Below are 11,857 nucleotides of genomic sequence, written 5' to 3' on the forward strand. Positions count from 1 at the left end.
AGGCAGGTTGTTAACGACTGTTGTCAGCAACAGCGGCCCGCCGCGGGCCGCTTATCTCACCGATACGGCTCACCGCCCCCCGACGGCAATTCTGGCGGCCGCAGCCAGCACGTCCTTTCGGCTGGACGCATCCTGGCGCGGCTGGGTAAAGTAGGTCACCAGGATTATTGGGGCGCGGTTTTCAGGCCAGATAACGGCAATATCATTGGTGCTGCCGTAGTCGCCACTGCCGGTTTTATCCCCCACCGACCAGCTGGCCGGCAGACCGGCGCGGATACTTTCCGAGCCAGTGGTATTTCCCTTCATCCATTCGATCAGTTGGGTACGCTGCGCAGCCTTCAATGCGTGACCCAGCGTCAGTTTACGCAGGCTGTCAGCCATGGCCACCGGCGTTGTCGTATCGCGGGCATCGCCAGGGATTGCGGTATTCAGCGTCGGCTCCGTGCGATCGAGTCGAAAGAGAGCATCCCCCAGTGAACGCGCATAGTCGGTGACCTTCGCCGGTCCACCCAGATACCCAACAAGCTTGTTCATCGCCGTATTATCGCTGTATTGCAGCGCCGCTGCGCTTAATTCGCCCAGGGTCATGCCGCTGTTAAGGTGCTTTTCGGTGATGGGATTATAGTTAACCAGCTCGGACGTTTTGATCGCCAGCCGCTTCTGCAGCAGGTTGTCGTCCGCCTCACTCTTTTTCAGCACGGCCGCAACTGCCATCACCTTACTGGTACTACAGAGGGGGAAGCGCTCGTCGCCGCGATAGGCAACCTGCGAATTGTCTGCGGTATCGATCAGCGCAACACCCAGACGTCCTCCGGCATTTTTCTCCAGAACGGCGAGCTTCTGCTGAATAACCGCTGCCTCCTGTGGCGTATACGCCCACAGGAGCGGACTGGCGAGAAGTAAGGGGAGCAGCGCCACCGCTCTCAGCACCGTGCAACGTAAGGAATTTATCATTGTGCGTTCCTTCATGGTCATATTTTTATCCCAAACTGAAACTGAAACTGAGCCTGAAACTGAAACTGTGCGTGCGCCTGACCTGGGATCAGGGCTTACCTGTTCTCAGCTCCAGTTCCCCTTCCAGCGCCACCTGCGCCTCACGCATGACCGCAACGGCGGCATCAAACCGGGCGGCATGCGGATGTGCAGCCAGATGGTGAAGCGTGATGCGTACGGGCAGTGCGATGCTGCCGGTCAGCGCGTCCCATAGCGCATCCAGGTTAGCGCCAAAGCCCTCTTCCAGGGCAAATTTAGCGGCGAACTGACGGTAGAAGTCATTCATATCCGCAATGGTACGAAAATCAAAGCTGACGCTTTTCATCTCACTTTACCTGCTCAAAATGGCGATAATGATCGCGGGTGACGTAGATCAGCCCGTCGCTGGAATAGAGCATACGATCGCTACCGCGACGGCCACACTGGTAGTTAACGTCGGCTTCAAACCAGCGCCGTCCCTGCCCGTCTGGCAGGCGCCCTTCGCGGTTAGAAAAGCGATCGCCGCCGATGGCCCGCCCCGGCAGTGCTTCACAGAGGTTACCTCGTGCAGGATCCCATCCCTGACGCCTTGCATCACTTTTTTTCAGGTACAAGGGCGGCAGCTGCTGGTGCTGATGCAGGTAGTCCGCCACCCGCTGCTGCTGCGTCAGTACGCTGATGTCATCACGGAGTGACGTACTGGCTTTACTGCCCGCAGGGCGCCTCTCCTGAGAGGGGTGTGAGCCATGTTGGTTGGCGACCGGGGTTGTAGCAGGCCGGTGAAGCCCGACGGCGGTCGCTGCTATGGCTAAAATAGCCGCAATAATCAGTTTTTTATTCATTGTGAAATCTTAACCTGAGCAAATAATTGTCGTCTATATCTTTTATTCTGCGTCGGGTTTCTTCCGGTACTCCGTTAGCAGGGCTAAAACTGGCTACTTACCCCGCCCCTCACTCCAAAAAGATGGCCTATTTTATCCTTTCGGTGAATAAGTCGTAGCGACCACAGTGTATTTAATAATAAAGAAGGATGCCGTCATAAAAGCCGGTAAGCTTCACATACTTATGTTTGGTTTATCATAAAAAAGCACCACATTATTTTACGCTAACCAGACATCAGGGATTAACTATCATTACTTACTGATGATCAATCATTACTCACTAATCACTAATCACTCATTAATGGTTAATGGTTAATGGTTAATGGTTGATCACTACTAACCATAAGGCAGCTGTAATTATCGGCAACCTAATGCACCAGGGGACGTTTATTATTTAAAGCAGCTGATGTTAATTACTGTTATTTTGGCATCCTATTATAACGCCTCATCAATGGAATAAAAAAGATGACTAACTATAATTCAGTAACACAATTAAGCTGGGTAACATATTATGAATAATACCTCAAAGGCCCTCTCCGTATTGCTGCTATCCGGTTCATTTCTCTCTGTAGCCCATGCTGTTGACAGAAATATCTTATGGGATAAAGTGCACAATCAGTGTGAGCCTCAGTATAAGGCAGACGGAAAATATACTCCCTGTAGCCTGGTGGATGAGCATGATGGCTACGTTATTTATAAAGGCGACAGCGATAAATACCAGTATCTGCTGCTGCCGACGAAGCAAATAACCGGCATTGAGGATGAACAGCTGCTTGCAGACAATCAGCCTAACTATATTTATCTTTCATGGGAAGCTCGCGATCTTGTCGCGGAAAAAACTGACAGAAAAGTCAGGGAGCAGGATATTTCACTTACCGTTAACTCGCTTAATACGCGCTCACAGGATCAGCTTCATGTCCATATTTCATGCCTGGCTCAGCCTGTACGCGAAGCGCTGGACCGCATGGATGTTAAAAATATCGACAATGACTGGCACGTCTTTCCTGAACCGCTCAAAACCTATACCTTTAATTATAAAAAACTATCATTTTCTGAGCTAAAAAATAGAAATATTTTTAAAGATGTCAGTGACAAGGTTGCAGCGGATGGCGGTGAACTACAATATTCTACCTTCGCAGTTGTCAATCTTGATAGTGATAACTTTATGATCCTCGAAGCATCGGGTACATTAGAAAAACGCATTGGCGCAGAAAAATTGCAGGATCATACCTGCGCACTGGCGCAATAACGTCTTATCTGCCTCAGCGTCTTGCGATACTGAGGCAGATAAAACTAACCGCCGCTTCTATATCAGCCGTGCCTGCCGTAGTTCACTTTTCAGGTAGGCATAATAGACCGGGGCGGCCACTACCCCAGCCAGCCCAAAGGCAGATTCAAAAACCAGCATCGCCAGCAGGATCTCCCAGGTTTTTGCATTGATGCGGGTGCCAAAAATGCGCGCATTAATAAAATACTCCAGCTTATGCACCACGATCAGGAAAATAAGCGCGATTAGCGCAGCCTCCAGCGAAATTGACAGGCCAATCAGGATAATCACCGTATTCGAGATCAGGTTGCCAATTATTGGCAGCAGCCCGGCCACAAAGGTTAACACCACGACCGTTTTCGCGAAGGGAAAATGCAGGCCAAACATCGGCAGCAGGCCGAAAAGGAAGCCACAGGTCAGCAGCGTATTGACCAGCGATACCTTGATTTGGGCAAAGACCACGTTATGAAACGACGCCGCCAGCAGCGTCAGACGCTGAAGGAGCGCCTGCTTGAGCGGAGCCTGATGCGCATCATCGCTGCTGACCCGCAGGGAAACGATCGCCCCCAGCAGCATGCCGATCAGCATGGTGGCGAAGGTATGAGCGGCGGTACGACCAAAGGTTTGCACCACCACCAGATGTTCCCGCAGCCAGGTCACCACCTGATGCTGGAGCTCATCAATATCGGCGGGAAGATAGCGGGTAACCACTGGCGACAGCGTGCGCTGTGCGTCCTCCAGCAGCTTGCTGGCCGCTGCGTGGAAAGCAGCGGGATTCTGGAAGTCATGCAGCAGATAACCAATCAGCTTGGTGATCCCTAGCGCCAGACCAAGCACCACCACCAGCGTGAGGGAAAAAATAATGATCCACCGCGCCAGCGGACCTTTCACCAACCTCTCCACCCAGGGGGTGAGCGCCAGCACCGTTTCATAAACGATAAATCCGGCGAGAAAACATGGCAGCAGCCGCAGCGGAAAAATCATAAACAGCGCGATAAATACCAGGATATAGCTGGCGGCCTGACACAGCCCCCGTTTATTCAGTTGAGACATCTCCATGACGCTTCCTGTCTGAAATATTAAAAATCCGATGTAATTCAGACAGTATACAAGGTCCGCTGCATTTTGCGGCCGATTTAACGACGATGCGCCAGCGAACGAACCACGCGGTCGCCAAGCATCTGCACGCCCTGCACCAGCACGATCAGCACCACTATCGTGCCGACCATCACCTGCTGGTTAAAGCGCTGGTATCCGTAGCGGATCGCCAGGTCGCCCAGACCGCCTCCCCCGATCACGCCCGCCATTGATGAGAAGCCAATCAGCATCACCAGCGTCAGCGTAATACCGGCCACTATGGCGGGCAGTGCCTCCGGCAGCAGCACCTTAGCGATCACATGCCAGTGGGTCCCTCCCATGGCGATAACCGCCTCCGTCCTTCCCTTTTCAACCTCATCCAGCGCGTTCTCCACGATACGGGCAAAAAAGGGAAAGGCGCCCAGTGCAATGGGCACCACCGCCGCCGTACTGCCCAGGGTAGTACCGACCACCAGGCGGGTAAAGGGGATCAGCGCAATAAGCAGCACGACGAAAGGCAAAGAGCGCCCAATATTAACCAGCGTGCCCAGTACGGCATGGATCCAGGGCAGCGGGTAAAGACCGTTGCGACGGCTGACAAATAGCAACACGCCCAGCGGCAGGCCGATAAGCAGGGTCAGGCCGCCCGCCAGGCCCACCATATACAGAGTTTCAAGCGTTGCCTGCCCGAGCAGAGCAAAAAAGCTGTCCCATTCCAGGCTAATACGCATAGCGTGCTTCCCTCGTCGTCCATACCTGCTCCTGACCAAACGTCAGCCCGTGGCGGCGCAGAAAAGCCTGCTCATCATGGCCACCCTGTAGCAGGGAATCACGCAGCGCTGACCGGGGATCCATCAGCAGGTCGCGCAGCGCGCCCTCTTCCACCAGACGCCCCTTTTCAAGCAGGGCCGCGCGATCGCAGACGGCTTTGACCACTTCCAGCTGGTGGGTGATCATCACGATGGTCAGGCCAAACTGCTGATTGATCTGCTTCAGCAGGGCCAGCACGCTTTGGGTGGTTTCCGCATCGAGCGCACTGGTCGCCTCGTCGCATAACAAATAGTCGGGCCTTGCTGCCAGCGCCCGGGCAATGCCGACCCGCTGCTGCTGCCCGCCGGAAAGCTGGGAGGGAAACGCACGGGCTTTTTCATTCAGCCCCACCAGGTCCAACAGCTCCGCGACGCGCGTCAGGCGCTGTCTGCGCGACATGCCCGCAATTTCCAGCGGTACCGCCACATTGTCAGCGACGTTACGGGAATGAAGCAGGTTGAAGTGCTGGAAGATCATGCTGCTGCGCTGCCGCTGTCGCCGAAGGTCCCCGGGCGTGAGCAGAGTAATATCCTGTTCGTCGAACAGGATCCGTCCTGAATCAGGTCGTTCCAGCAGGTTTAGACAGCGGATCAGCGTACTTTTTCCGGCGCCGCTGCGCCCCACAATGCCGGTAATTTCCCCCTGCCGCAGCGTCAGTGATACGTTTTGCAGCGCCGGAGTTAACGCGCCCGGATACTGTTTTGACACCCTGTCGAGTCTGATCATTGCGGCTGTCCCGTAACCGGGATCACCGATCCCTTATAGTTTTGGCGGATAAATTCGGCCACCTGCTCTGACTGCAAATCCTTTGCCAGGCGCTTGATACGCGCATCCCCTGCCAGGGCAGGCGTGGTGACCAAAATGTTGGCATAGGGATTATGCTGCGAACTTTCCAGACCGAGCGCATCTCTGGCTGGCACCAGGCCGGCCTCCAGGGCGTAATTACCGTTGATCACCGCCAGGTCAACATCGTCCAGCGCCCGGGGGATCTGCGGTGACTCCACTTCCAGGATCTTCAGATGTTTCGGGTTGCTGGCGATATCCTGCGGCGTTGCCTGATTTTTTGCCGGGTCGTCATAGCCTGGCTTCAGTTTGATCAAGCCCTCTTTTTGCAGCAGGTAGAGCGAACGGCTGAGATTGGTGACGTTATTTGGCACCGCAACGCTGGCATTATCGCGCAGTGCGCTAAGGGTTTTAATCTTGTGGGAGTAGATCCCCAGCGGCTCAATATGTACGGTCGCCGCAACGCGGAAGGTCTGTCCCAGCGCCTTCTCCTGCTCGTGCAGATAGGGAACATGCTGGAAATAGTTAGCATCCACGTCGCCGTGTGCCAACAGTTCATTGGCGTTGACCCCGCTGGTCAGCTCAATCACTTTCAGGTTGAGGGAGGGGTCGATTTTTTTCACATAGTTCAGGATCTCCGCATGGGGAACCGGATCGGCTGCGACCCGCAGCGCCTCCTCCGCCTGAGCGGTAAAGGAGAGAGAAATTAACAGGGCGAGCCCGCTGAGGCTAACGGCGGCGTGGCGAGTCATAGAGAAGGCTCCTTATGCGATCGGTTTGACGAAGGTTGCTCAATGGGTTGATCAATTTTTTGCGTCAGCAGGTCGCCATACCAGCGGGCTGCGACGTCAGGGTGCGAACGCAGGCGGCCCTTCAGATAATTCCAGCCCACCTCCCGCAGCAGCGGATTGAGCGGATCGCTGGCCGGACCATGCGCCAGCTGACTGAGCTGTTCGTTCAGCTGATAAACCGGTACGGCGCCGTCCAGCTGGGCACCGAGGAAAAACGCGATCGACAGTCTGTCGCTACCCGTTGCCGGGGAAATAACGCGATGGACGGTAGCGCGCAGGTAGCCGTTAGTCGCCAGCTCCAGCAGTTCACCGATGTTAACCACAAACGCGCCGGGCAGCGGCAGCGCATCCACCCAGCGATCCGGCTCAACCTCCACCTGAAGCCCGCGCTGGTTATCCTGCAGGAGGAAGCTGAGGAACCCGGAGTCTTTATGTGCCCCAACGCCCTGCCCGCTCTCATCACCCGTCCTGCCGGGATAACGGATCAGCTTAACGTGTTCATTGGGCTTTTCACCATACAGCCCGTCGAAGGCGTCACCGGGCAGCGAAAGGGCTTCGGCAAAGGCGCGCAGTAGCCGCAGCGACATGCGGGTCATCTGCTGCTGCCAGGCCTGTAGCTCCCTTTGCAGCTCGGGCAGCGCTTCCGGCCAGAGATTGGGCCCCTGAAGTCGCTTCCAGCCCGCTTCGCCTGGGGCCAGCGGCAGCGCTTCCCGCTCGGCGCCAATATCAAACTGCTCGCGCCAGTCGGGCTGGCTGCGGGTGATTTCCGATCCCGCACGGTTGTAGCCGCGAAAGTGCGGGGAGTGGATCATCGCGACCCGCTCTTTCTCCTCATCCGGCAGCGCAAAAAAGCGCCGTGAGAGCTGCTGGACCCCGGCGGAGAGCGCGGGATCGACGCCATGGTTGATCAGGTAGAAAAACCCCACTTCCCGTGCGCTCTGACTCAGCCGATCGAGGAACGCCTGCTGCTGCTCCGCCGAACCGTCAAGATGGGAGAGATCCAGAATAGGTAATGACGTGACGTGTTCCACTTAACCTCCAGGAGATAAACCTGCCTGAGATGGCGACCATCGCCATTCAGCCGCTGACTGACAGGCACTATTGCGGTTTTTAACGTCGGGATGAAATATGAAATACAGCAATGATTAACTGATAGCTGAATAAGCCCAGTCAGGTGAGATTTCCCCCGCTTGACAGCGATTGAGGGCTGGCCTAAGCTTGCGGATTATTAACTAACTAACTTAGCGATCTAATCAGGCCGCATCGAAACTGAGGAAAACCATGCACCACGAGGTTAATCACGAGTCCTTGCCAAATGAAGATCCGCGTGCGATGCCCGTAGCAGGCGATACGATTGCCCAGCAGTTGCAGAGGATCGCTATTCTCACGCGTGATGCCGCCGCAGAGCTGGGCAACGCAATGGGGATCAATCAGACCGACCTGGCGCTAATGGAGCAGCTGATCGCGTCGGGGCCGCTCTCTCCCAATGAGCTTGCCCGCCGGCTTTCCCTTACTACCGCGGGCATTACGCTGGTCATTGACCGGCTGGAGCGTGCCGGGCACGTGGCGCGCGAGCGGCAGCTAAGCGATAAGCGCCGCGTGCTGGTGCGTCCCATGCAGGCTTCCGTGGCACAAACTTACCGCCATCTCGCGCCAATGCTCACCGGGCTGGAGGCGCTATTGAGCGCACTTTCACCTGACGATCGCACAACGATAGATCGCTTTCTCGCGCAGGTTATCGCCGTTTATCAAAACAGCCTGCCAGCCCTGACAAAAAAGGAAAAACGATGAACGCTACGCGCAGGATCCTGATCACCGGTGCCAGCGTTGCGGGCCCCACGCTGGCCTACTGGCTGTCGCGCCAGGGTATGGAGGTTACCGTGGTCGAGCGGGCGCCAGAATTCCGTGACGGCGGTCAGACGATTGATATTCGCGGCGCGGGCCGGGTAGTGGCGCAGCGTATGGGGATTGAAGAGGCCATTCGGGCTAATTCAACTCATGAAGAGAGCATAAAATTCGTGGATGAGCAAAATCGCACTCGCGCGCAATTTGGCGCAGGCGCGTATGACGGCAACGGACCGGTTGCGGAGCTTGAAATTCTGCGCGGTGAGCTGGCAAAGCTGCTAATTGAACACTGCGGTGAAGGGGTGACCTATAAATTTGGCGATAGCATCGCCTCACTTGAAGAGCTCTCTGATGGAGTGAAAGTGGGCTTTGAACACGGGGAAGAGGCGGTTTTCGATTTGGTGATCGCCGCAGAAGGGGTCGGATCCTCTACGCGTAAGCTGGTGTTCGGTAACGAGGTCAAGCGCAGATCCTTTAATCTCTATACCGCCTGGTTCACCCTGCCCCGCGCGCCGGGCGACGCGCCAGATATGAGGTGGTTTAATGCGCCCGGCGGATTATGCGTCTGCCTGCGTCCTGACAACCTGGGCACCACCCGTGCACTGCTGTCATTTCAGGAACCACCGGGTGGTTATGAAAAACTTTCAGCGCACGAGCAGAAAAGTGTGCTGCGGGAAAAGTTTGGCCATTTAGGCTGGGAGACACCGCGCGTACTGGCCGCGCTTGATGACGCAGACGATCTCTATTTTGACCAGATTTCACAGGTTAAAATGGATAGCTGGTCAAAGGGAAGAGTAGCCCTGGTCGGTGATGCCGCATATTGCGCCTCCCCCATCAGCGGGATGGGAACCAGCCTGGGGATGTGCGGCGCTTACGTGCTGGCCGGGGAGCTGGGACGTCATGACGATCATAAAGAGGCCTTCGCTGCCTGGGAAAAAATTATGCGCCCCTATGTTAATCAGGCACAGAGCGTGCCGGGGTTTGCACCGCGCCTGGCCTCTCCCCATTCGCGCGCCGGGATTGCCTTCGGCTATGCCGTACTGCGTATGGCAAACGCCCCCTTATTCAGGCCGCTGCTGGCAAAGTTTCTGACGCCCAAAGCCGATGCCATTGTGCTGCCCGACTATGACATTAACCCTACAGGGAGCGGTCAGGCACAAACCTGAACCTGACGACGCCAGGCACCGGGAGACTGGCCAAACTGGCGTTTAAAACTGCGGTTAAAGGACTGCTGAGAGTCAAAACCAAATGAAATCGCCACGTCGAGGATAGGTTCCGCGCCCCGCGCAAGCCGCTCGGCTGATTTTTTCAGGCGGCGAGCGCGAATGTATTCGCCCAGCGCGTAGCCGGTGTGCTGTTTAAACATCCGTTGCAGGTGCCATTTGGAGTACCCTGCACGTTCAGCAACGGTATCAAGATCCATTTTCCCTTCGATATGGGTATCGATCCACTTAACGAGATCGTTAATAAAATCATCGTGACTCATTGCTTTCCCCTTCTGGTTTTTTTGTTTTCACTCATGCGTCAGAGCTGAACTTCCTCAGGGACGCGAGTAAAAGGTAACTTTAACGAATGCACTTAGTTACGGTAAAGGAGAGGTCGCCTTAATGCAAGTTTAATTGTTGCATTAAATGCGATCGGTAGCGCATGAGGATCTGATGTTCAGGGGCGTTAGCTAAACCTGTTGGGAACAGACTGACTGTGTTTAACCAGCCAGACAGCTAATACCTCAAAGCCCGCACAACGTAAGCAGTGCGGCCTGGCAATGGAGATGGAGATGGAGATGGAGATGGAATGGTTGCGGAGCGGGCCTCAGATAGCGACATCTTCGGGGTTTTTCTGCAACTCGCAGCTGCCTTCAGGATGACGGCTGTCGCGGGCATGGATCTCTTTTAATGCATCCGCAACCGTCCATTTGGCGAGTACGTCAAGCGAGGCCTGTTCAGCCTCGCGTGCCAGTTCTTTGAAGAACCAGCAGGCGTTGGCACTCACCAGACAGCGGGCCGATACCTCAGGTCGTCCTGCCAGCAGGGGTTTGTCTTCCAGCACCGAGGTATAAATATCGCAGAGCGAAATCGCTTCTGCGGGTCGACCAAGGCGAATAGTCCCTGAACGACCCAGCGTCGACACGATAATGCCATCGCGGGTCAGAGGCACCATCATCTTGCGCACGAAACTCGGGTTAGCCTCAAGCCCCATGGCCAGAATTTTGCTGGTGCTGCGTTTACCTTCCCGCTCTGACTGGGCCACGCAGAGCACCATTTGTAAGGCCGTAGGAAAACGAATATCAAGCATGTTCAGATCCTTGCTTTCAGCTGCCTTTGGGTAAATCGACAGCTCGTCATAAAAAGCATTAAAAATCAGTCGACTATAATTAACTACCTGCTGTTAATATAACAAATATTGTTGCATTTTAGAAGACACACGCTTAGCGATTACTGCTTTCCCCGTTATCACCCTGAAAAACAAGCGGTTATAAACCTTGCGATGATTTCTCACTGAGATACCGATAAACCACCGAGAGATCTTTTTCACCGTAGCCTGCGTCAACCGCCTCCTGCCAGACGTCAGAGATCATATTTAGCCCCGGCAGCGCGCTTTTTTCGGCAGCCGCAAGTGCAAGCCTGACATCCTTCAGCGCCCAGGTGAGATGCATTTGGGGTTCGTAACGGCCTTCCCTGATCATCTCCAGTTTGCTCTTAACGTAAGGTACGGCCAGCGGCCCTCCGTCCAGCACCGACCAGAAGTCATCCGGGCTAAAACCAAACTCTTTCGCCATCTGGGTACTTTCAGAAAGCCCCTGCACCATGGAGATAAGCCAGGCATTCACCACCAGCTTCATTCGGGATGCCGCGCCGGCCTCGCCCAGCCATTTGGTGCCTTTCGCGATGGCGGAGAAGACGGGTTCAATGGCGGCGGCGCGCTGACGATCGCCGCTGGCCAGCACCACAATCTGTGCATTTTCGGCCGGCGTTTTAGTCCCGGATACCGGCGCGTCAAGAAACACGATATCCCGCCGCTGCTCAGCGAAGGTTGCGATCAGCCTGTCAGTGCACGCAACGCCGACAGTGCCCATCTGCACCACTATTGCACCCTGCCTGAGCGCTGGCTGTGCCTGTTCCAGCGCACTTTCCGTAGCATCGGCGTCGGCCAGCATCACGATGACCACGTCGGCCTGCCTGACGGCTTCCTGTGGACTGTCTGCCAGCCGCAGTCCGGCGCTTTGCAGATCCTCCCCACGCGATCGGGTGCGATTCCAGCCCGAGGTGGTAAAGCCATTTTTCAGTAAATTAGCGGCGAAGGCATGGCCCATCGCGCCCAATCCCAATACCGCAACAGAGGGACGTTGATTCATCAGATGACATCCTTATGTTTGAAAAGAGGGTAACCCACGCGGCGACCCCAGTTTCCAGGGTAGCGTAATGCGCCAT

The 11,857-nt window shown here is 55.5% G+C and carries 14 protein-coding genes; 3 read left to right on the plus strand and 11 right to left on the minus strand.

The window, feature by feature from the left end; translation table 11 throughout:
* Positions 1 to 69 precede the first annotated feature (69 nt).
* The 3 genes from bla to AAGR22_RS11195 all read right to left on the minus strand — a co-directional run bounded on the left by bla (position 70) and on the right by AAGR22_RS11195 (position 1,814).
* Positions 70 to 954 carry a class A beta-lactamase gene (bla, locus tag AAGR22_RS11185; RefSeq protein ID WP_345827525.1) on the minus strand — a complete coding sequence of 295 codons (885 nt, stop codon included), beginning with the start codon at positions 952 to 954 and terminating at the stop codon, positions 70 to 72.
* An 88-nt stretch (positions 955 to 1,042) separates the two neighbouring features.
* Positions 1,043 to 1,318 (minus strand): barstar family protein, encoded by a 276-nt coding sequence (locus AAGR22_RS11190; RefSeq protein WP_345827527.1) that lies wholly within the window; start codon positions 1,316 to 1,318, stop codon positions 1,043 to 1,045.
* A 1-nt stretch (position 1,319) separates the two neighbouring features.
* Positions 1,320 to 1,814 carry a ribonuclease domain-containing protein gene (locus AAGR22_RS11195; RefSeq protein ID WP_345827529.1) on the minus strand — a complete coding sequence of 165 codons (495 nt, stop codon included), beginning with the start codon at positions 1,812 to 1,814 and terminating at the stop codon, positions 1,320 to 1,322.
* A gap of 550 nt (positions 1,815 to 2,364) precedes the next feature.
* Here AAGR22_RS11195 and AAGR22_RS11200 point away from each other — a divergent pair.
* Entirely contained in the window at positions 2,365 to 3,102 is a 738-nt protein-coding gene (locus tag AAGR22_RS11200; RefSeq protein WP_345827531.1) for a CDP-diacylglycerol diphosphatase, read from the plus strand.
* Between the two features lie 57 nt (positions 3,103 to 3,159).
* Here AAGR22_RS11200 and AAGR22_RS11205 read toward each other — a convergent pair whose 3' ends face one another.
* From AAGR22_RS11205 to AAGR22_RS11225, 5 genes are all read right to left on the minus strand, one after another.
* The gene (locus AAGR22_RS11205) at positions 3,160 to 4,179 is read right to left on the minus strand and encodes an AI-2E family transporter (protein WP_082804071.1); all 1,020 of its coding nucleotides are present in this window, start codon (positions 4,177 to 4,179) and stop codon (positions 3,160 to 3,162) included.
* A gap of 77 nt (positions 4,180 to 4,256) precedes the next feature.
* On the minus strand, positions 4,257 to 4,928 hold the full coding sequence (locus AAGR22_RS11210) for a methionine ABC transporter permease (protein ID WP_345827534.1): 672 nt from the start codon (positions 4,926 to 4,928) through the stop codon (positions 4,257 to 4,259).
* Positions 4,918 to 5,733, minus strand: coding sequence for a methionine ABC transporter ATP-binding protein (locus AAGR22_RS11215; RefSeq protein ID WP_345827535.1), 816 nt, complete (start codon positions 5,731 to 5,733; stop codon positions 4,918 to 4,920). The genes AAGR22_RS11210 and AAGR22_RS11215 overlap by 11 nt, the downstream gene beginning before the upstream one ends.
* A complete protein-coding gene (locus AAGR22_RS11220; protein WP_345827536.1) occupies positions 5,730 to 6,542 on the minus strand; it encodes a MetQ/NlpA family ABC transporter substrate-binding protein in 813 nt (270 codons plus the stop codon). Before AAGR22_RS11220 ends, AAGR22_RS11215 begins: the two co-directional genes overlap by 4 nt.
* Positions 6,539 to 7,612: an isopenicillin N synthase family oxygenase gene (locus AAGR22_RS11225; RefSeq protein WP_345827537.1), complete on the minus strand. Its 1,074-nt coding sequence runs from the start codon at positions 7,610 to 7,612 to the stop codon at positions 6,539 to 6,541. The genes AAGR22_RS11220 and AAGR22_RS11225 overlap by 4 nt, the downstream gene beginning before the upstream one ends.
* Before the next feature lie 250 nt (positions 7,613 to 7,862).
* Here AAGR22_RS11225 and AAGR22_RS11230 point away from each other — a divergent pair, with 250 nt between their 5' ends.
* Both AAGR22_RS11230 and AAGR22_RS11235 read left to right on the plus strand, forming a co-directional pair.
* Positions 7,863 to 8,372 (plus strand): MarR family transcriptional regulator, encoded by a 510-nt coding sequence (locus AAGR22_RS11230; protein WP_345827538.1) that lies wholly within the window; start codon positions 7,863 to 7,865, stop codon positions 8,370 to 8,372.
* Positions 8,369 to 9,592, plus strand: coding sequence for an FAD-dependent monooxygenase (locus AAGR22_RS11235; protein WP_345827539.1), 1,224 nt, complete (start codon positions 8,369 to 8,371; stop codon positions 9,590 to 9,592). The genes AAGR22_RS11230 and AAGR22_RS11235 overlap by 4 nt, the downstream gene beginning before the upstream one ends.
* Here AAGR22_RS11235 and AAGR22_RS11240 read toward each other — a convergent pair.
* The 3 genes from AAGR22_RS11240 to AAGR22_RS11250 all read right to left on the minus strand — a co-directional run bounded on the left by AAGR22_RS11240 (position 9,577) and on the right by AAGR22_RS11250 (position 11,781).
* Positions 9,577 to 9,912 (minus strand): helix-turn-helix domain-containing protein, encoded by a 336-nt coding sequence (locus AAGR22_RS11240; RefSeq protein WP_067701801.1) that lies wholly within the window; start codon positions 9,910 to 9,912, stop codon positions 9,577 to 9,579. The genes AAGR22_RS11235 and AAGR22_RS11240 overlap by 16 nt on opposite strands.
* A 326-nt stretch (positions 9,913 to 10,238) precedes the next feature.
* Entirely contained in the window at positions 10,239 to 10,721 is a 483-nt protein-coding gene (locus AAGR22_RS11245) for an Rrf2 family transcriptional regulator (protein WP_067701798.1), read from the minus strand.
* A gap of 178 nt (positions 10,722 to 10,899) precedes the next feature.
* Positions 10,900 to 11,781: an NAD(P)-dependent oxidoreductase gene (locus tag AAGR22_RS11250; protein ID WP_345827540.1), complete on the minus strand. Its 882-nt coding sequence runs from the start codon at positions 11,779 to 11,781 to the stop codon at positions 10,900 to 10,902.
* Between the last annotated feature and the right edge of the window lie 76 nt (positions 11,782 to 11,857).

This window comes from Erwinia sp. HDF1-3R, from assembly GCF_039621855.1.
Taxonomy (GTDB): Bacteria; Pseudomonadota; Gammaproteobacteria; order Enterobacterales; family Enterobacteriaceae; genus Erwinia.